The 17,895-nt window shown below is 61.7% G+C and carries 21 protein-coding genes and 1 tRNA gene; 9 read left to right on the top strand and 13 right to left on the bottom strand.

What is annotated here, in order from left to right; genetic code table 11:
• Positions 1-21 precede the first annotated feature (21 nt).
• The 8 genes from Q0887_RS11715 to Q0887_RS11680 are packed head-to-tail and all read right to left on the bottom strand — an operon-like array spanning position 22 to position 6,195.
• Complete coding sequence (locus tag Q0887_RS11715; RefSeq protein ID WP_299195581.1) at positions 22-1,074, bottom strand: glycerophosphodiester phosphodiesterase family protein; 1,053 nt, start codon at positions 1,072-1,074, stop codon at positions 22-24.
• Positions 1,071-1,994 (bottom strand): bifunctional riboflavin kinase/FAD synthetase, encoded by a 924-nt coding sequence (locus tag Q0887_RS11710; protein WP_299195579.1) that lies wholly within the window; start codon positions 1,992-1,994, stop codon positions 1,071-1,073. The genes Q0887_RS11715 and Q0887_RS11710 overlap by 4 nt, the downstream gene beginning before the upstream one ends.
• Positions 1,994-3,202: a dipeptidase gene (locus Q0887_RS11705; protein ID WP_299196738.1), complete on the bottom strand. Its 1,209-nt coding sequence runs from the start codon at positions 3,200-3,202 to the stop codon at positions 1,994-1,996. The genes Q0887_RS11710 and Q0887_RS11705 overlap by 1 nt, the downstream gene beginning before the upstream one ends.
• Positions 3,202-3,723 carry a dihydrofolate reductase gene (locus tag Q0887_RS11700; protein ID WP_299195576.1) on the bottom strand — a complete coding sequence of 174 codons (522 nt, stop codon included), beginning with the start codon at positions 3,721-3,723 and terminating at the stop codon, positions 3,202-3,204. The genes Q0887_RS11705 and Q0887_RS11700 overlap by 1 nt, the downstream gene beginning before the upstream one ends.
• Entirely contained in the window at positions 3,720-4,814 is a 1,095-nt protein-coding gene (locus tag Q0887_RS11695) for a 5-(carboxyamino)imidazole ribonucleotide synthase (RefSeq protein ID WP_299195573.1), read from the bottom strand. Before Q0887_RS11695 ends, Q0887_RS11700 begins: the two co-directional genes overlap by 4 nt.
• A complete protein-coding gene (gene purE, locus Q0887_RS11690) occupies positions 4,814-5,296 on the bottom strand; it encodes a 5-(carboxyamino)imidazole ribonucleotide mutase (RefSeq protein ID WP_299195571.1) in 483 nt (160 codons plus the stop codon). The genes Q0887_RS11695 and purE overlap by 1 nt, the downstream gene beginning before the upstream one ends.
• Before the next feature lie 9 nt (positions 5,297-5,305).
• On the bottom strand, positions 5,306-5,992 hold the full coding sequence (gene gpmA / locus Q0887_RS11685) for a 2,3-diphosphoglycerate-dependent phosphoglycerate mutase (RefSeq protein ID WP_299195569.1): 687 nt from the start codon (positions 5,990-5,992) through the stop codon (positions 5,306-5,308).
• A 56-nt stretch (positions 5,993-6,048) separates the two neighbouring features.
• Positions 6,049-6,195: a hypothetical protein gene (locus tag Q0887_RS11680; protein WP_299195567.1), complete on the bottom strand. Its 147-nt coding sequence runs from the start codon at positions 6,193-6,195 to the stop codon at positions 6,049-6,051.
• A 90-nt stretch (positions 6,196-6,285) separates the two neighbouring features.
• Between Q0887_RS11680 and Q0887_RS11675 the strand changes: the two genes are divergently transcribed.
• From Q0887_RS11675 to Q0887_RS11645, 7 genes are all read left to right on the top strand, one after another.
• Positions 6,286-6,360, top strand: a tRNA-Thr gene (locus Q0887_RS11675).
• Between the two features lie 349 nt (positions 6,361-6,709).
• Positions 6,710-7,474, top strand: a complete 765-nt coding sequence (locus Q0887_RS11670; protein ID WP_299195564.1) for an SDR family oxidoreductase — start codon at positions 6,710-6,712, stop codon at positions 7,472-7,474.
• Positions 7,475-7,506: 32 nt separating this feature from the next.
• The gene (locus tag Q0887_RS11665) at positions 7,507-8,475 is read left to right on the top strand and encodes a thiamine pyrophosphate-dependent dehydrogenase E1 component subunit alpha (protein ID WP_299195562.1); all 969 of its coding nucleotides are present in this window, start codon (positions 7,507-7,509) and stop codon (positions 8,473-8,475) included.
• On the top strand, positions 8,475-9,461 hold the full coding sequence (locus Q0887_RS11660) for a pyruvate dehydrogenase complex E1 component subunit beta (RefSeq protein ID WP_299195560.1): 987 nt from the start codon (positions 8,475-8,477) through the stop codon (positions 9,459-9,461). Before Q0887_RS11665 ends, Q0887_RS11660 begins: the two co-directional genes overlap by 1 nt.
• Positions 9,462-9,692 (top strand): lipoyl domain-containing protein, encoded by a 231-nt coding sequence (locus Q0887_RS11655; RefSeq protein WP_299195557.1) that lies wholly within the window; start codon positions 9,462-9,464, stop codon positions 9,690-9,692. It begins immediately after the preceding gene.
• Between the two features lie 10 nt (positions 9,693-9,702).
• Entirely contained in the window at positions 9,703-10,089 is a 387-nt protein-coding gene (locus tag Q0887_RS11650) for a nuclear transport factor 2 family protein (RefSeq protein ID WP_299195555.1), read from the top strand.
• A 254-nt stretch (positions 10,090-10,343) separates the two neighbouring features.
• Complete coding sequence (locus Q0887_RS11645) at positions 10,344-11,264, top strand: NmrA family NAD(P)-binding protein (protein ID WP_299195552.1); 921 nt, start codon at positions 10,344-10,346, stop codon at positions 11,262-11,264.
• Here Q0887_RS11645 and Q0887_RS11640 read toward each other — a convergent pair.
• The 3 genes from Q0887_RS11640 to Q0887_RS11630 are packed head-to-tail and all read right to left on the bottom strand — an operon-like array spanning position 11,261 to position 13,920.
• Positions 11,261-11,692 (bottom strand): hypothetical protein, encoded by a 432-nt coding sequence (locus Q0887_RS11640; RefSeq protein ID WP_299195549.1) that lies wholly within the window; start codon positions 11,690-11,692, stop codon positions 11,261-11,263. The two genes, Q0887_RS11645 and Q0887_RS11640, sit on opposite strands and share 4 nt — an antisense overlap.
• A 38-nt stretch (positions 11,693-11,730) precedes the next feature.
• A complete protein-coding gene (locus tag Q0887_RS11635) occupies positions 11,731-12,483 on the bottom strand; it encodes an SDR family NAD(P)-dependent oxidoreductase (protein WP_299195546.1) in 753 nt (250 codons plus the stop codon).
• Positions 12,484-12,492: 9 nt separating this feature from the next.
• Positions 12,493-13,920, bottom strand: a complete 1,428-nt coding sequence (locus Q0887_RS11630; RefSeq protein ID WP_299195543.1) for an aromatic ring-hydroxylating dioxygenase subunit alpha — start codon at positions 13,918-13,920, stop codon at positions 12,493-12,495.
• Positions 13,921-14,028: 108 nt separating this feature from the next.
• Between Q0887_RS11630 and Q0887_RS11625 the strand changes: the two genes are divergently transcribed.
• Entirely contained in the window at positions 14,029-14,565 is a 537-nt protein-coding gene (locus Q0887_RS11625; protein ID WP_299195540.1) for a VOC family protein, read from the top strand.
• 288 nt (positions 14,566-14,853) lie between these two features.
• Here Q0887_RS11625 and Q0887_RS11620 read toward each other — a convergent pair whose 3' ends face one another.
• Complete coding sequence (locus Q0887_RS11620; RefSeq protein ID WP_299195538.1) at positions 14,854-15,663, bottom strand: LuxR C-terminal-related transcriptional regulator; 810 nt, start codon at positions 15,661-15,663, stop codon at positions 14,854-14,856.
• A 131-nt stretch (positions 15,664-15,794) separates the two neighbouring features.
• Here Q0887_RS11620 and Q0887_RS11615 point away from each other — a divergent pair, with 131 nt between their 5' ends.
• On the top strand, positions 15,795-17,408 hold the full coding sequence (locus Q0887_RS11615) for an AMP-binding protein (RefSeq protein WP_299195537.1): 1,614 nt from the start codon (positions 15,795-15,797) through the stop codon (positions 17,406-17,408).
• A gap of 5 nt (positions 17,409-17,413) precedes the next feature.
• On the opposite strand, the gene Q0887_RS11610 is transcribed toward Q0887_RS11615, so the two are convergent.
• A complete protein-coding gene (locus Q0887_RS11610; RefSeq protein WP_299195535.1) occupies positions 17,414-17,890 on the bottom strand; it encodes a hypothetical protein in 477 nt (158 codons plus the stop codon).
• Positions 17,891-17,895: the final 5 nt, after the last annotated feature.

The following is a 17,895-nucleotide window of genomic DNA, read 5'->3' as shown; positions in this document are numbered from 1 at the left end:
TCTCGCGCGCGCGGGGAACCCTTATTGATCCTCCCTGCGCCTTTCGAGTGCCGCTTGGCCTGCATCGATCTCCGCCTGATTGCGGTCATCGGCGCTAGAGTGCAATGCCGGCGCTAGGTTGAACGTGTCCTCGACCCAGACATAACCGTTGAAGGAATCGGGAATTTCGGTGAATTGTTCGGGCAGGGTGAGGCCGGTATTCGGCTCGCCTCTTTCATAGGGTCCGGTCACGATAATCTCGCCGCCATAGGCCTCCATTCGCGCGATCAGGCGGTTTGGCCAGCCCCAGAACATCCATTGCGCGTTGAGCGGGATGACCATTGTCTTGCCCCGGCAGCTTTCCGGCAAGTAACCGCTCCAGCCATAGGTGACATAGTCCTGCGAACATTGGCGCGCTTCGGCCGGGCTCCACGCCCAGCTTTCCGGATAGAGTTCGCGGACGCGCGCGGTCACTGTGGGCGCCCCGTAAAAGGCATCTCCTTTCGCCTCCGGATCGCGGCCAGCCCGGGCTAGGATATCTGCAACCAGATTGGCTTCTGCGGGATCATCAGACTTGAAGTTGATCATCAGCTTCGCATGGATCGGCAGCGCGCGTACAACCTCTTCCAGCGTCGGCATCTTGCCGATTCCGGTTCCGCGCAATGGGTAGGTCGCGCCGCCATCAGCGGTGTAGCCATATCCAATATCGAGCGCCTGAAGCTCGGCCAAGGTGGCATCGCGAACCGGGCCAGAGCCGTCCGTGCGGCAATCGAGCGTCCAGTCATGGAACAGCACCACTTCGCCATCGGCAGTGGGCGCTACATCAACCTCGACGTACCACGCGCCCATCTTGTCCGCGCGCAAGATGCCCGCGCGCGTGTTTTCGAGATAGGTGTGAAACGGCTCCTCGATCCGGGTCGCAGTGCAGGTGTGGCGCGTAACGCCCGCGCGGTCGAAATCCTGCGAGATCCCGCGATGCGCGATGATCTTTGGCGCGCCCTTCGGGTCGGCGGCTAACCAACTGGCATTGGTGACCGACAGGATGAGCACGGCCAGCGCAATGCCAAGCCCCAACCACTTTACTATTGTCCTCATGAAAGCAGCCGTTTGGCCTCTTCGCAATCGCGCTCCATCTGCTCCATCAGAGCATCGAGGCTGTCAAACTTCGCCTCGCCGCGCAGGAAGTGGTGGAAGGCGACTTCGATTTCCTGCCCGTAAAGATCGCCGGAGAAGTCGAAGAAATAGGGTTCAAGCAGCTCTTTGGGCGGGGTGAATTGTGGGCGGATGCCGATATTGGCCGCGCCTTTCAACTCCTCGCCGGTCGCCAGCACTTTGCCGGTCACCGCGTAAACGCCGTATTTGGGGCGCAGATAGCTTTCGATCGAGACATTGGCTGTCGGATAACCGAGCTTTCGCCCGTTCTTGTCGCCATGTTCGACAATCCCGCGAATGGCGAAGGGGCGGGTGAGCAGTTCGCTGGCCAGCTGCGGGTCGCCTTCGCGCAGGGCTTCGCGGATGCGGCTGGAGGAGATGACACCGCCACTTTCGACCGCCTCAACCACGCGCGATTTGAGGCCGCAAGCGCCCCCAAAACCGCGGAGCAATTCGACATTGCCCTTCGCGCCCTGGCCGAACGTGAAGTCCGCGCCGGTGACAACGCCATAGGCACCGAAGCGCTCGATCAGGATCTTTTCGATAAAGTCCTGAGCACTCGTACCCGCCAGCTCGCCATCGAAGTGGAACACGAGCATCGCGGTTGCACCGGCGGCAAGGTAAAGCTCCTGCCGCTGTTCGAGTGTGGTGAGGCTAAAAGGTGGAACGTCGGGTTTGAAAAACCGCACCGGATGCGGGTCGAACGTGGCGATGATTGAGGGACGACCCTCGGCATGTGCCCAATTGATCGCTTCGCCAGCGACGGCCTGATGGCCGCGATGGAATCCGTCAAAATTGCCCAGCGCGATTACCGCACCGCGTAATGCCTCAGTGATGTCGTCACGGTGATCGAGCCAGCGCATCAGCCAGGCGCGCCTTCTTCGGCAGGCACAGGCAAGTCGGCGAGCGGGACAAGCCCCTCGCGGATAACGCGGATCGCATTGCCCCCCATGACCGCGCGGATTTCGTCCTCGGTGAAGCCTTCATCCAGCAATGCCTGCGTCACATGGACCAGCCCCGCCGTGTCGAATCGGACGGTGACCGAGCCGTCATAGTCGCTCCCCAACGCGACTTGCTCGACCCCGACGAGATCGCGCACATGTTTCATTGCGCGGGCAATTGCGCGAGGGGAGGTGTCGCACACCGCGCCCTCCCAATAGCCGATGCCGATGATCCCGCCGGTCGCTGCGACCCCGCGAATATGTTCATCAGACAGATTGCGGTTCACAGCGCAGGTGGCCTGAACGCCGCCATGGCTCGACACTACGGGGCGCCGCGCCAAGGCGAGAATCTCGGTCACGCATTGGCGGCTGCAATGGGCGATATCGACGATCATGCCCATTTCCTCCATCTGGCGGATCACGTCGCGCCCGAAATCTGTCAGCCCGCCCTTTGCCTCGCCATGCATCGACCCGGCGAGTTCATTGTCGAAGAAATGGGTAATTCCCGCCATGCGCATACCCGCATCATAGACGCGCTGAAGACTTGCGATGTCGCCTTCGAGGCTATGAAGGCCTTCGGCGCTGAAAATCGCGCCCACTGGCTTGTCTTGCGCCGCGCCGCGAAGTTCGAGCAGCCGCGCCAGATCAGAAGCAGCTTCAACCTTGATCAGCCCAGCCGGTGACTGCGCAACCGCGCGATCCAGCTTTTCGGCGTGATAGAGCGTGCGTTCGAGCAGCGAATTCCATGTTCGCAGCGGTTGCAACTGGCCCACCACCAGCGCGGTAAGCTGGTCGGTGTCGGACGGGTTGGAATCGTAATTCTGGTTCTGCGGCGATTTGGTCACGCTCGAAAAGATCTGCAGCGCCACATTGCCGTCCTGCAGGCGGGGCAAATCCATATGCCCGTAATCGCTGCGATCGAGCATATCGCGATTCCACAAGAGTGTATCGGAATGAAGATCGACAATGGTCAAAGTGGCGTGGAGGTCGCGCGCTTCTTGCGAGATTTCGGGCAGCGGCTTGCCATCGACGACATTGGCGCCGCGCTCGACATAAGCGGGGGCAAAGATGAAGAACGCCGCTGCTGCGATCAAAAGCAGCGCGAGAACTGCGAGCAAAGCCTTACGGATCATTCTTCGCTTCCTTCGCAGCCTTCATCGCGGCGGTGATAGGTGATGAAGGAATAGGCCGGGCGCTCCCCGTCAGCGGGATAATCTTCGCGTGCTGTCACTTCCCAATCGGCGCCAATCGGCTTCATGAATGTGTCGCCTGCGAATTCCTGATGGATCTCGGTCACTTCAATGCGGCTGGCGAGTGGGCGGAAGACATCGTAGATCGCCGCGCCGCCCACCACCATGATCTCGCCGCTCGTGTTTCCGTCACGCGCCATCACGAGCGCCTCGTCGACGGATCGGGCTACTTCGGCACCGTCGCTTTGCCAGCTTTCGCGCCGCGTCAGGACGATGTGCCGCCTGCCGGGGAGCAGGCCGGGCAGGCTTTCAAAGGTCTTGCGGCCCATCACCATCGGCTTGCCAAGGGTCAGCGCTTTGAACCGCTTGAGGTCGGCAGGCAGGTGCCATGGCAGTTTACCCTCATGCCCGATCGCGCCATTGGCGGCGCGCGCATAGATCAGAGTGATTTCGTGCGTCACGGCTTCTCGTGCGAAACCCCGTGCGAAACCCGCGTGACATGGCCCATCTTGCGGCCATCGCGCGCTTCGCGTTTGCCGTAGAGGTGCAAATGCGGCTCGCCCGGTTCGGACAGGATGGTGTGCGCGGTGAGCGCGTCTTCACCGACAATGTTGCGCATATCGATGCTGGCAAAGCGGGTTTCGGTGCCGCCCAGAGGCAGGCCGCAAACCGCCCGGATGTGGTTCTCGAACTGGCTCGTCGCCGCGCCTTCGATGGTCCAATGGCCCGAATTGTGGACGCGCGGCGCCATCTCGTTAAACACCGGTCCGGATTTGGTGGCGAAGAACTCAAGCGTCAGCACACCGATATAGCCCAGCGCATTGGCAGTCTGGCGGGCAATGTCGCGCGCTTTTTCGACCTGCGCTTCGACCAAGGGACCAGCGGGCAGCAGCGACTGGACGAGCATGCCGCCCTCATGCGTGTTGGCGCTCGAATCCCAGAAGTGGACGGTGCCCTCGCGGCCTCGCACAAGGATCACTGAGAACTCGGTCTCAAACTCAACCATGCCTTCATAGATGCACGGACGCCCCGGAAAACGAACCCCTTCGGCCTCATGCGCAGAAGCGATGCGCCATTGACCCTTGCCGTCATAGCCATCGCGCGCGGTCTTCAGAATGCCCGGAGTGCCGACGCGGTCGATTGCGCGAGCGAAATCGTCTTCGCTGTCAACGCGGGCATAGGGGGCGCATCGCGCACCAAGCTCTTCGACGAAGCGTTTTTCGCTGAGCCGGTCCTGCGCCACTTCGAGCGCCCTGGGATCAGGAGCGAGAAGGTCGGCAGGGATCGCCTCAACTGCTGACAGAGGGACGTTTTCAAACTCCCACGTCACCACATCGCACTGGCTGGCAAAGGCAGCGAGCGCGGCCTTATCGCCCCAGCCATTCTCGAAAAAGTCGGTGCAGACATCGGCTGCCACATTGTCCCCGGCAGGCGCGTAGCCGATGCAGCGATAGCCCAGCTGCACCGCTGCCATCGCCAGCATCCGGCCAAGCTGACCGCCGCCGAGAATGCCTATGGTCGAGCCGGGGGTTAGGGGGGCGGTGTCATTCATCAGCCTGCCGGTACCTCTGCCACATCGCCGCTGCGCGCGGCGCGCCAGTCTTGCAGGCGTTCGGAAAGATCCTCGTCACCCAGAGCCAGGATAGCTGCTGCCATGAGCGCAGCATTCTTCGCCCCCGCTTCGCCAATTGCGAGAGTTCCGACAGGAATGCCCGCGGGCATCTGCACGATGGAAAGCAGGCTGTCCCAGCCCGAAAGCGCCTTGGACTGAACTGGAACGCCCAATACGGGAAGGTGAGTCATTGCGGCGATCATGCCGGGCAGATGCGCCGCCCCGCCTGCGCCTGCAATGATCACATCAAAGCCTTCGCCCTCTGCGCCCTTGGCAAAGGCGCTCATCCGGTCAGGCGTGCGGTGGGCAGAGACGATCCGCGCCTCATGCTCGACTTCCAGCTCGTCGAGTATAGCGCTGGCAAGCTTCATGGTTGGCCAGTCAGACTGGCTGCCCATGACGATGGCGACTTTTCCTCCCATTGGTGCCCCTTAACTGTCTCTAAGATAGTACCGTTCGCCCGGCACCATGTTGTCGTCAAAGTCATAGATGATCGGCTGCCCCGTGGGAATCTCCAGCCCCGTTATGTCCTCATCCGAGATTTGCGAGAGGTGTTTTACCAGCGCGCGCAGCGAGTTGCCATGGGCAGAGATGATCACCGTCTCGCCGCTTGCGAGAACCGGCAGGATGTCGCTATGCCAATAGGGGAGCACCCGCTCGATCGTCAGTTTCAGGCTTTCGGTATTGGGAACGTCAATCCCGTCATAGCGCGGATCGGCACCCGGATCATACTCGCTGCCCGCCTCCATCGGCGGCGGCGGCGTGTCAAAGCTGCGACGCCAGATATGGACCTGTTCATCGCCATGCCTGTCGCGCGTTTCCTGCTTGTTGAGGCCGGTGAGACCTCCATAATGCCGCTCGTTCAGGCGCCAATCCTTCGTGACCGGCAACCACAAGCGGTTCATCTCTTCGAGCGCCAGATTGAGCGTCTTGATCGCGCGGGTCTGGAAAGAGGTGAAGCAGGTTGTCGGCAAAACGCCCTTTTCGAGCATCAAAGCGCCCGCAGCCTTCGCCTCTTCCACGCCTTTTTCGGTGAGATCGACGTCCCACCAGCCGGTGAAGCGGTTTTCGAGGTTCCACTGGCTCTGGCCGTGGCGGACGAGGATCAGTTTAGGCATTTTTTCTCCGTGGTGGGAGCGGGCGGTCCGGGACGCCGAACTAAGAGCGCTGCGGGTTAGCTTGGCTCGCCCGATTTGGGAAGCGCTTGAGACCCCGATTCGCGCATTTCGCGGGTCTGCGCCTTCCTGCGCCGCAGGTTTTCGCGCAGTTTCGCCGCCATTCGCTCTTCGCGCGACATTTTGTTGCCGGTTCCTTCACTCATATGAAACGCCTTGCCGATATCTGCGCCAGCCTTCAAGCATCGCTTGACATTAGCGCCGCTCGCAACGATAGGCGCGCGTCTTGAACGGATGCCGCGGTAGCTCAGTGGTAGAGCGCACCCTTGGTAAGGGTGAGGCCGAGAGTTCAATTCTCTCTCGCGGCACCATTTTTGTTGGCCTCAAGCGCCGGCAGTCGCATCCGCTCCTTTGGCTATCCTCGCTCTCACGCCCTTCGGGCGCGTCGCTGCGGGCGCGCAGTCGCGCTTTGACTGCCGTGACCAAGTGCCGTGACCAAGCCAGTATGGCCGGGAATAGTTCGAGCCGCGGCTAGCGGCTCGCCGCACGTCTAGCGAGGACGAAGGCGCGGAGGCGCCTTCGCAAACAAACAACACGGAACCCTGGCCCTGCCTTCGCAGCCTCTACCTCCCCACCACCCACACTTTTGACGAGTGCGCCGAGGCCCGCCTCGCCTTATCCCCTCTCCATCACGCAGAACACGAAATGGAGAGCGCGGCTATGGATCTCGGACTAAAGGGCAAGAAAGTCATTATGAATGGCGGGGCGCACGGCTTGGGCCTGGCATCGCTCAAACTGTTTGCAGCCGAAGGCGCGGATGTCGCCTTTTTCAGCCGCAAGGAAGACAAGATCGAGGCTGCCAAAGCCGCCATCGACGCCGCCGGACCGGGCAAGGTCTTCGCCGAGGTCTTCGACATGAACGATGGCGGCGATGCGTATAAAGCATGGCTTGAGAAAGCTGCTGGCGAGCTGGGCGGATGCGATATCTTCATTCACACTGCCTCGTCGTCCGGCACCGGAGGGACAGGCGACTGGCAGAACGCGCTCGATTTCGACATTATGGGCGCGGTCAACGGGGTCGAGGCACTCACCCCGCATCTCGCCAATTCGGACAGCGGCTCGATTGTCTTCATGAGCTCGACCGCGGCGCTTGAGACCTTCATCGCACCGCAGGCCTTCAACGCACTCAAGGCTGCGCTGATCACCTATGGCTCGCAGCTTTCCCAGGCGCTCGCCCCGCAAGGCATCCGCGTGAACTGCGTGTCGCCCGGCGCGATCTACTATCCCGGCGGCAACTGGGAAGTGATCGAAGGTGCAATGCCCGAACTGTTCCAGGGCACGCTCGCCAAGATGCCGATGGGCCGCTTTGGCAATGACACCGAAGTCGCCAATGCGATCGTCTTCGTCGCCAGTCCGGCGGTTCCGTATATGACCGGATCGAATGTCGTGATCGACGGCGGATTCACGCAGCGCGTGCAGTTCTAAGCTTACCCCCCTCAAGAGGAAGACCCGACCCTATGGCCGAGATAGACCGCGACAAGCTGCTTGATATTTACACCCGCACGATGAAGGTGAACCGTACCGATGAGAAGTTCCGAGAGCTTCTCATGCAGGGCAAGGTTGCCGTCATGTATTACTGCGTGCGCGGGCAGGAGCTTGTCTCTGCCGCCGCGATGGCGGCGCTCGAAGATGACGATTACGTCGTGTGCACCTATCGCGGGCAGGGCGAGCAGACCGCCAAGGGCATCCCGATCGAGAAATGGTGGGGCGAATGCCTCGGCAAGGCGACCGGCACTTGCAAGGGCAAGGGCGGGACGATGCACATCACCGATCCCGAAACGGGGATCATGGTGACAACCGGCGTGGTTGGCAGCGGCCTGCCGATCGCCAACGGCCTTGCCATGGCAAGCCAGAACAACGGCGATGGGCGCGTGACGCTGGTGAGCTTCGGCGACGGCGCCGCCAATATTGGCGGCTTTCACGAAGCGATGAACATGGCCCAGCTTTACAAGCTGCCCGTGGTCTTCCTGTGCCAGAACAACCGCTACGGCGAACACACCGCCTATGCCGACCACACTGACAGCCCCGATATCTCGTCCCGCGCGGCGGGTTACGGGATGAAGGGCGTCAAGGTCGATGGCAACGATGTGAACGCGGTCTATCCGGCGATGGAAGAAGCGGTTGAACACGCACGCAGCGGCAAGGGACCGGTTCTGGTTGAGGCCATGTGCTACCGCATGATGGGCCACTTCTTCGGCTCCGACTTCTCTTACATGCCGCCAGAGCATCTTGCCGAAATGGCTGCCGAGGATCCTCTGCCCAAACTGCGCCAGGTGATGCTGGACCGCCAGTTCACCGAAGAGGAGCTCGACAAGATCGTGGCGGATATCGACGCCGAGATCGAAGGGGCTGTCCAGCACGCGCTCGATGCGCCGCTGCCGGATACGGACGAGATCTACAAAGACGTGCTTGAGGAGACTGCGTAATGGCCGAGATCACCATGACCCAGGCCCTCAACCTCGCGATTGACGAGGCGATGGCCGAAGATGACGGCGTGTTCTGCCTCGGCGAGGATGTCGCGGCGAAACAGGGCGGGGGCGTCTTCAAGATCACTTCCGGCTTGACCGAGAAGTATGGCGAGAACCGCATCCGTGCGACGCCAATCTCCGAGACCGCGATCATCGGCGCTGCTGTGGGTGCGGCGCTTGCGGGCCAGCGTCCGATTGCCGAGATCATGCTGATGAACTTCGTCGGCGTGTGCATGGACCAGATTGTCAACCACGCGGCCAAACTGCGCTTTATGAGCGGCGGCCAGACGCCGTGCCCGCTGGTGATCCGCACCACGACCGGCGTGGGTGTCGGCTTCGGCGGACAGCACTCCGACATGCTGGAGGCGTGGTTTGCCCACGTCGCCGGCATCCATGTCGTCACCCCGTCGAACGCCGCCGATGCGCGCGGGCTGATGCGCTCTGCCATCGACGCGAATGACCCGGTGATCTTCATCGAGAACATCCTTTGCTACGGCCTTACCAGCGAAGACCCCGGCCCCGGTTACCGCGTCCCGCTGGGCAAGGCTGCTGTGGCGAGGGAAGGCAATGACATCTCGCTCATCACCTATGGCCGCACCGTGCTCGACGCGCTCGAAGTCGCGGGCGAGCTGGAGAAGGAAGGGATCAGCGTCGAGGTCGTCGATCTCAGAACCATCGCGCCTTACGATGAGGCCACCGTGCTCGCATCGGTCAACAAGACCGGACGCGCGCTCACGCTTCACGAAGCGGTTCGTCCCTTTGGCACGGGCGCAGAGATCGCTGCCAACATTCAGGAGAAGTGCTGGGACAATCTCAAAGGCCCAGTGCGCCGGATCGGCGGGACCTTCTCCGCCGTGCCCTTCGCCACCCATCTGGAGCAGGCATGGATTCCGACCAAGGATGAGATCGTCGGCCAGATCAAGGCAGCTGTGGGGAAGGCGTAAATGGCAGAGGAAATCCGCATCCCCAAGCTCGGCATGAGCGCCACCGAAGTCACCCTTGCCGAGTGGATGTTCGGCGATGGCGAGGCCGTGACCAAGGGCGACATCATCTACACCGCCGAAACCGACAAGACGACGGTCGAGATCGAGGCGCAGGCCTCGGGCACGATCCGTCCGACCGGTGAAGAGGGCGTCAAATACAAGGTCGGCGAAGTCATCGGCACGATTGAGTGAGGGTGGGCAAGTGAGCACACCGCGCGACATCCAGGCTGCTGTCTATGCCGCCGCCGGAGCGCGCGACTGGGACAAGGTGGAAAGCCTGCTCCACGACGACTTCGTGCTCTACGAGGCCGCCTCGCTCCCCTTCGCAGGTGAGTGGCGCGGCAAAGACGCGCTGCAACGCTGCGCGGCGGCGATGTATGGCACCTGGGCCGAGGCCAAGGTCGACATTCACGACATCACCGGCGGAGACACCCACGCCGTCACCGTGCTGACGCTGACCATGACGCCTAAGGATGGCAGCGAGGCCTTCAGCCAGACGGTGTGCGAGATGGGCGAGTTCGAAGACGGGAAGATGAAGTCGCTCAAGATCCACTATTTCGACGCCGCCCAAGTTGCCGAGAGGGCCTGAAACACCGCGCGACATGGACCGCGCAAGTGCGGTTTTTGCAAAACTTCTCTCTTGGCCCAAAGCCCTGAATTCAAAGGATATAGAGCGAGTTTCAAGTGACGGAAGTGTAACCTTAGCCATCTCGGGCCTGCACCGCGCCCGCCGATCCGCGTCACCCGTGCCGGGACGATCTGCACCACGATTTCAAAGAGCCGCCGCAGAATATGGCAGGCTCTCACCATGTAGGAAAATCCAAAGGGAAGGCAGCCAGTCAAATGAGTATCGAGAAAGTCTGCGTGCTGGGCGCGCCCGCCGATCAGGGGCAGCCGCTGGTGGCCGAATTGCTCGGCGCAGGATTTGAAGTCACCGCCGGCGTCCGGCGCGAGAATGCGATGGCGGACACGCCTTTCCCCGACCTGCCAACTGTCCATGCCGACATCAATGACGCCGAGACAATGGCGAGCGCCTTTGCCGGACAGGACGCCGCCGCCTTCCACCTGCCCTTCGAGTTCGACCGCGCAAGGGCCGCGCATTTCGGCCAGCAAATCGCCGAAGGGGCAAAGCGCGCAGGGCTGAAAAAGATCGTTTTCAACACCGCCTGCTATGTCGCGCCGCACGATCTTGATCTGTCGGCCCATGATGGCAGGCGCGATATCGAGCGCGCACTGGAAGAGACGGGCATCCCCTGCGTCTTCATCGAGCCGACCGTTTTCATGGACAACCAATACCGGATGTGGACCCGCCCGCTGATCATGCGCGACGGCATCTTCGCCTATCCGGCGGGTCCGACGCTCAAGATCAATTGGGTGTGTCTGGAGGATGTTGCGCAGGCGATGCGCCGCGCGCTCCAGACAGACGCCGCCGACGGGCAGCACGTTGCGCTAGGCGGTCCGCAAGCGCTGACCGGTGATGAAGTCGCAGCCAATCTCACCGAAGCGATCGGCAGACCGGTGCGGTTTCAAAGCCTGCTGCCCGAAGAATTCGCCGCGCGGATGAGCGAGCTCGTCACCGGATCGCGCGAGGTTCAGCCGCTGTCGATCTATGACGGGATGGCGAAGTTCTACGCCTTCTACAACGCGCCCGAAGTCTCCCCGCTGGTGGTCGATCCGCAGCACGCGAAGGACCTGCTCGGCATGGAACACACCTCGCATCTCGACTGGGCGAGAGGCAAGGACTGGATGGAGGGGCTGGGTTAGGGCTGGCTGTCCTCAGCAGGCTTGCGATTTGCCCAGATCAGAACCAACGTCGCCATAACCGATCCGGCCCAGACGAAGATCTTCGGATTGACCGTCCAGAAGTTCACGAACAGCGCGCCGTGGCTCAGGACATAGACCCAGATCAGGATCAGGCCCCAGTGCTTCCGCCAGATTTGTCCGATTGCGCCCAGGCTGATCGTCAGCCCCATAAACAGGATGTAGCCGAAATAGGCGGTTGGTGAGAAGCCGACGAGATTGACCTTGGCTTCGGCGAAGAAGCGGCGTGTATCGGCCAGTGCCTCGACCGCTTCACCATCGGCGATCCACCACCCCTCGGCCTGCCCAATCATCAGGATGCCTGCCCCGATGCGGATCAAGCCCGAGACGAGGAAGACAAGGCAAATTGCGATTGCGAGCGCGCGTTTCATGCTGTGTTAGTATAATAACACAGCAAATCAGTCAATCGTCAGAGCGTCTGCCCGTCATCCATCACAAAATCGCTGCCGGTGATGAACTCCGCGGCGTCCGAGCACAGCAGCAGCACCGCGCCGTCGAGCCCCTCTTCGCCCATCAGGCGGCGTTTGGGGAAGCTCTTCATCTGCCGCTTGCCGGCATCGGTGTCGAACCATTCATCGTTGATCGCGGTGCGGATATAGCCGGGCGAGATTGTGTTCACGCAAATGCCGTAGCGCGCCCATTCGCGGGCCATGCTGCGCGCGGCCTGCACTACGCCTGCCTTGCTCGCCGAATAGGCGACGAGTCCGGGGGAGGGCTCGAAAGCGGTGATCGAGGCAATCATTACGATCCTGCCATTGGGCACCTTGCCCGCGATCATGCGCCTTGCGCCTTCGCGCGCGGTCAGGATCGCGCCTTTGAGGTTCACATTGAGCGTGTGCTCGATCTCGTCCTCACTCATGCTCGCCATCATGCCCGCACCATCGACGCCGGCATTGGCGATGACAGTATCGACCGGACCGAAGGCTTCTTCGGCAGCGTCAAAGCCCGCGATCACATCAGCCTCGCGCGCGACATCCATGGTGACGGCAGCGGCGCTCGCGCCGATCTCGGACGCCAGCGCGTCGAGCCGTTCCTTGCGCCGCGCGCCCAGCGCAACATTCGCGCCATTGGCGGCGAGGATGCGGCCAAAACGCGAACCGAGGCCCGAAGACGCGCCGGTGATGAGCGCATTGCGCCCCGATAGATCGACTGTGATGGTCATGCGGATTGCTTACGCCGTCTTGGGCAGCTCGCCATCGAAATATTTGCGCATGGTCTGCTGGAAATGGCGCACGCGGCTGTCCTGATAGGTGCCTAGTTCCATCAACCCGTCGCGCATCGCCTTCATACCTGTTTGCACATGCGGAAGATTGGCCATGTCCTGATCGAACACATTGGCGAGAGCAGGACCCATGACGTCAGCCGCCCAGGCAAATGGCTCGCCATCGGGAACATCGACCGGATCAACCGCGCGAGGGCGCTTTTCGCCTTTGGGTGTCGGGAAGAGCAGGCGGATTTCCATCACGCTTTCATCGACCGTCTCGCCGGGGAACCAGCGATAGACCAAAGTCGGCAGATAGCCGATCCACGGAGCGAAATTGGGGAAGATATTGTAGGTGAAATTGTCGAGGATCTCGCTGTCCGAGGCCTCGGAATAATCATAGCCATATTGCTCGGTGAAGCCCTGACGCCCCGCTTCGGCGAGGATCTTGCGCGCACCCAGCGGATCGGCGGGATCGTAATCATCGCTGGTCGTCTCGCCTGCGGCAAAGCGGCGGTTTGTGTCCGCATCCGCGCCGCCGGAAAACTCGTTCATCTTCTCCAGCACATAGTTGGAATCCTTGCCCTTCATATGCGGGGAAAGGACACCCGAAGGCGTAATCGCGCGGTTGAAGTGATCGCCGATCAGATCATACCGCGAATTCGCATCGCCGAGGAATGGCAGAAGCTGCGGGTGGGTGGTGATCGAGTGCCAGGCTTCCATGAACGCCTCGGCAGTCGCCTTCCAGTTCACCGGGAATTTCTTGCGGATCCACATGCCGGTATAGCGGTTCTCGAAATCATAGGCCTCGTAATGCTCCGCCGCCGGACCCAGCCACGTCTTGAAGTCGGGCAGATCGTGGTTCTCGGTGATCATCACAAAGCCCTGCCACAGCTCAACGCGGGCTTCGGGCAGGGCCATGTCCTTGCCTTCGAGATGTTTGAAATCCCATTGCGAGGGGATCTCCTTCAGGCTGCCATCATTGCGCCAGGTGAAGCCGTGGAACGGGCAGCGCAGCTGAACCGAGGGGCCGCATTCGGTGCGCAGCTTGCGCCCGCGATGGAGGCAAGCATTGTAGAAGGCGCGCACGCCGCCATCCTTCTGGCGGATCAGCAGAAAACTCTTGTCGTTGATCTCATAGACGACCGTGTCGCCGGGATCGGGCATTTCGTCTTCGCGCGCGGCGAACTGCCAGACATTGGGCCACATCTTCTCGCGTTCGAGCTTCGCCCAGTCCTCCGAGATATAGGCATCAACCGTCAGCGGGTCGTTGCCCATGTCGCGGGTGCTCTCCTCGAACAGATAGTCGGGCGGCGTGCGCGTGTCGCCATTGAGCATGTCGGTATAGGTGATGCCGGGGCAGCGATCGTCTCTGCTAACGTCCTTGATCTCGTTCATCGTGGCCTCTCGTGGATCCCAATTCACTCGCACTTTGTGCAGTTTGCGTGGGGGAGAATATCACACAGGTTTGCCGTCAGGTCACACTAGCGGATTGGAGAGGGTGAAATGGCAGGTAGTAAAGGGATCGCGCAGCTGGGTGAGCTGATGCAGCTGGCCTTTGTGCCGGATGATTTCGACGCCGCGGTGACGCACTGGACGCAGGTGATGGGCGTCGGCCCGTTCTTCCTGATGGAGAGCATTCACCTCGACGGCATGAAATATCGCGGTGAGCCCACCGATGCCGTATTCGACCTCGCGCTGGCCTATTGGGGCGACATCCAGATCGAACTGATCCGCCCGCGTGATGACCACCCCTCGATCTATCGCGGCGAATATGCCGATGTGGGGGGAGGCCTGCACCACGTCTGCATCCTCGTCGACGACATCGAGGAGGCTTACCGCGTCTGCGGCGAGCAGGGGGCTGAAGTGGTGATCGAGGGATCGCTGGGTAAGACCAAAGTCATTTATGTCGATCCGGGAGAAGGCCCCGGCTCCTTGGTCGAAATTCTCCAGCAAGACCCGGACGGCCCGGACCTGTTTGGGATGATCAAGGCCGCTGGCGAGGGCTGGGACGGGAGTGATCCGCTGAGGAAGTTGGGTTAGGGAGCGGTCGCAACGGTTGCGCCAAGAACCCGCGGGGGTTGCTTGTTTGCGAAGGCGCCTCCGCGCCTTCGTCCTCGCTAGACGTGCGGCAAGCCGCACCCGCTGCGGGCGCCCGGTCGGGCTTGCGGCTGCTACGCAGCCGTGCTCCGCGACACGGTAGCAAGTTTGCTCCGAACCCTGGTCACGGCAGTCAGAGCGCGACTGCGCGACCGCAGGTGCCCGTAGCTCGAACTTGTTTCGAGCGAAGGAACAGCACCGAGGACGATCCCACGGAGGTGGGAGCGAAAATCAGGAATTGGCCCCCAGATACCCAAGCTGACCCGCCTTGAAGATCGTCTGCGCGCGGTTGACGCTGTCGAGTTTCTCGCCTGCGCGGTGGATGTGATAGCGGATCGTGGCGTGGCTGCGGTCAAGGATCATGCTGATTTCCTTGTCGGTCTTGCCAATCGCGGCCCAGCGCAGGCACTCGACCTCGCGCTTTGACAACACGCAGTCGGACGGGATGCGGCGCTTGGTTCGGATCGCTTGCACATAGCCTGCGACAAAACGCCGCACGAGCTGCGAGAAAAGCGAGCTGTAGAGCGCAAATTCCTCCGACAAATCCTCTTTCTCGCGGTCCATCGAGATGAAGCTGTTGGCGCTGATCTGGCCAAAGGGCAGATGCACAGGGATCACAATCGCCGCCTTGCACAGGCTGCGCTTATGAAACTCGGTAAGGTCCAGTTCGTCGAGATAGGAATTGGGCCATTTGAGATTGAAGCCCTCCTGATTGACCCAGAACGGCTCGCTCTCATACCGGCACGCACGCGGCAGCGGCGAATGGAGCGCAAGACGGTGATCTTCCCACCAGCGCGCACCATCATCGAGCCAGCGAAAAATGTCAGCGTTGAGGATCGTCCCCTCGGCATCGATCATCGGTTCCTTGGACGAAATATCGTCGCACACCGCGACCTGCATGCCGCGTTCCTGCGCGATGCGGGCGAGATTGACGGCGGCGTCGTGGATATCCTCGGGACAGGTGATCGTGACCTGTTCGAGCAATTGCTCGAGGCTTTCTTTTCCGTTCGGCGTGCGTAGCTCTACGACTTTGGCGGCCATGGCTTAGGCTCTCCCTTCCCCTGTGCTGTCCCGAGTCGCCAGCCTACATCAATTTGTCCCAATCGCCTCATACTTTACGCAGGGGCAACGGCGCTTGGTGCTGGCTAGGGCTGGTGGGCAAGGAGACCGTGATGGCATGGCAGGGTGAGAATTTTGGCGTGGCGCTCAAGGCGATTGCTGGCGGTGTCGAGCCGGACCGGCCTGCGCTGGTACACGGGGCCCGGATCGTCACCTGGGCCGAACTGGATGCCGAGAGCGATGCGATTGCAGCGGGCTTGCTGAAGCGCGGTTTTCAGCCGGGCGACATTGCCGGCCAGATGCTGCGCAACAATCCCGATTACGTGCTCGCCTATTTCGGCTGCATCAAGGCGGGGCTGGTGCCGGTCAATGTGAATTACCACTACAAAGCGCGCGAATTGCAGGACATTTTCGCGCGTTTCGGTTTGAAGGCGCTCTTCACCGAAAGCGACTTTGCAGCGAGCGGCGCGGCGGCGATGCCCGATGGCGCGCTGACCGTTGATGTGGGCGGTCCGGACTGGGAGGCGCTGCGCCGCCACGACGTGCCCGCCGGATTCGCGCCGCATGACGACCCAGAGGCGCTGTTCCTCACCGCGACCGGCGGCACGACCGGAATGCCAAAAGCGGTGATGTGGCCGATGGTCGAGGCGTGGCAGGCCTTTGGCGTTTCGGTGTGGCAGCGCGGATTTGGCGAGCCGCCCTTCGTTGCCACATCGCTCGCGGCGCAGGTCGAAGAGGCCGCCAAGATCACACCCGTTCATCCGGCCAGCGCTTCGCCCATGCTGCTGCTCAGCCCGCTCATGCACGGGGCGGGGCAGTTCACCGGCATGATCCACCTGCTCAAAGGCGGCACTCTGGCGCTGCTCCCGCATGAAAAGTTCGACGCGGATATTGCGTTGGACGAGATCAAGCGGCTCAGCGCGCGCGGGGTGTTTATCGTCGGTGATGCCTTCGCGCTGCCGCTGGCCGACCGGCTCGATGCGCGCGGTGACGGGGCAGAGGTGCTGGCGAGCCTGCGCAGCGTGACATCGTCGGGCGCGGTCTTCTCCGAACATGTCAAGAAACGCCTGATCGCGCACAACCCCGCGCTGATCGTGGTTGACGCGCTCGGGTCGTCGGAGAGCAGCGGCACCGGTATCGTCATAACCACCGCGCAAGGATCGACCGGCGGCGGCAAGTTCCAACCGCTTCCGGGCCGCGAAACCAAGCTGTTCGACGAGAATTCGCAGGAGATCGTGAAAGGCACGGACGGCGTAGGCATTGTCGCGCGCACCGGGCCGCTGCCGCTGGGCTATCTCGGCGAGGACGAGAAAAACGCGGCGACCTTCCCCGTGATTGACGGCAAGCGCTGGCTGATGACCGGCGACCGCGCGCGCTGGGGAGCGGATGGCGGACTAGAGTTCATCGGCCGCGACAACATGTGCATCAACACCGGCGGCGAGAAGGTCTTCCCCGAAGAGGTCGAAGCGGTGCTGCTCGAACATCCGGGCGTGAAAGACGTACGCGTGGTAAGTCTGCCCGATCCGCGTTTCGGGCGTAAAGTCGTGGCTGTGGTGCGGCCTGAGGGCGCAGTGTCCGAAGAAGCGCTCGACGCTCATGCGCGCGAAGGGCTGGCAGGCTACAAAATCCCGCGCCTCTATGTGCTGACCGATGGCTCGCTAAGGCTCAACAATGGCAAGCCCGACTACAAAACCGCGCAGAGACTGGCGGATGAGGTGGGTGGATAGCCACCTTATTTCAAATCATCTGGCAGGCTGAAGCGTCCGCCGGTTGCCAGTTCTATGCGCCGCGCGATCCGCGCGATGATGCTGAGCGTGAAGGGTTGCGGCTGGCCGACCTTCAGGCCGCACATTTTGAAGCCTGTGACGCGCTTGGTCACCACTTCGATATCGCCCCAGGGCAGGAAGATCGGCTGCGAAAAGGGCTGGAACAGCTTCCAGATGCTCACCCGCAGTCCCGTTTCGCAAGCCTCCAGCGTGACACATCCGCGATAGGACATTCCGGCCCAGGTTGATCCGGGTTTGGCCAGATAGAGCGCCTGAAACCCGAAGCGTTCGATGCGGCGATCTTCGGGTCGATCCGGGAAGAGCTCTTCCAGCCGCGTCCAGCCCATAAAGCGCGGCATCATCCACCCGGCAAAAAGCCAGCAAACTACAAAAAAGACCGGCGAAGCGATCATTACGATCATTACGATCTGCTCGTCACCCATACTGT

The sequence above is a fragment of the uncultured Erythrobacter sp. genome (genome assembly GCF_947492365.1).
GTDB lineage: Bacteria > Pseudomonadota > Alphaproteobacteria > Sphingomonadales > Sphingomonadaceae > Erythrobacter.
The sequence above is the reverse complement of the archived record's forward strand: the minus strand, read 5'-3'. Positions and strand labels throughout refer to the sequence as shown.

Coding starts and splice junctions, on each gene's coding strand:
- Q0887_RS11715 (WP_299195581.1), bottom strand. CDS start 1,074: ATGAGGACAATAGTAAAGTGGTTGGGGCTTGGCATTGCGCTGGCCGTG.
- Q0887_RS11710 (WP_299195579.1), bottom strand. CDS start 1,994: ATGCGCTGGCTCGATCACCGTGACGACATCACTGAGGCATTACGCGGT.
- Q0887_RS11695 (WP_299195573.1), bottom strand. CDS start 4,814: ATGAATGACACCGCCCCCCTAACCCCCGGCTCGACCATAGGCATTCTC.
- purE (WP_299195571.1), bottom strand. CDS start 5,296: ATGGGAGGAAAAGTCGCCATCGTCATGGGCAGCCAGTCTGACTGGCCA.
- gpmA (WP_299195569.1), bottom strand. CDS start 5,992: ATGCCTAAACTGATCCTCGTCCGCCACGGCCAGAGCCAGTGGAACCTC.
- Q0887_RS11680 (WP_299195567.1), bottom strand. CDS start 6,195: ATGAGTGAAGGAACCGGCAACAAAATGTCGCGCGAAGAGCGAATGGCG.
- Q0887_RS11670 (WP_299195564.1), top strand. CDS start 6,710: ATGGATCTCGGACTAAAGGGCAAGAAAGTCATTATGAATGGCGGGGCG.
- Q0887_RS11665 (WP_299195562.1), top strand. CDS start 7,507: ATGGCCGAGATAGACCGCGACAAGCTGCTTGATATTTACACCCGCACG.
- Q0887_RS11660 (WP_299195560.1), top strand. CDS start 8,475: ATGGCCGAGATCACCATGACCCAGGCCCTCAACCTCGCGATTGACGAG.
- Q0887_RS11655 (WP_299195557.1), top strand. CDS start 9,462: ATGGCAGAGGAAATCCGCATCCCCAAGCTCGGCATGAGCGCCACCGAA.
- Q0887_RS11645 (WP_299195552.1), top strand. CDS start 10,344: ATGAGTATCGAGAAAGTCTGCGTGCTGGGCGCGCCCGCCGATCAGGGG.
- Q0887_RS11640 (WP_299195549.1), bottom strand. CDS start 11,692: ATGAAACGCGCGCTCGCAATCGCAATTTGCCTTGTCTTCCTCGTCTCG.
- Q0887_RS11635 (WP_299195546.1), bottom strand. CDS start 12,483: ATGACCATCACAGTCGATCTATCGGGGCGCAATGCGCTCATCACCGGC.
- Q0887_RS11630 (WP_299195543.1), bottom strand. CDS start 13,920: ATGAACGAGATCAAGGACGTTAGCAGAGACGATCGCTGCCCCGGCATC.
- Q0887_RS11625 (WP_299195540.1), top strand. CDS start 14,029: ATGGCAGGTAGTAAAGGGATCGCGCAGCTGGGTGAGCTGATGCAGCTG.
- Q0887_RS11620 (WP_299195538.1), bottom strand. CDS start 15,663: ATGGCCGCCAAAGTCGTAGAGCTACGCACGCCGAACGGAAAAGAAAGC.
- Q0887_RS11615 (WP_299195537.1), top strand. CDS start 15,795: ATGGCATGGCAGGGTGAGAATTTTGGCGTGGCGCTCAAGGCGATTGCT.
- Q0887_RS11610 (WP_299195535.1), bottom strand. CDS start 17,890: ATGGGTGACGAGCAGATCGTAATGATCGTAATGATCGCTTCGCCGGTC.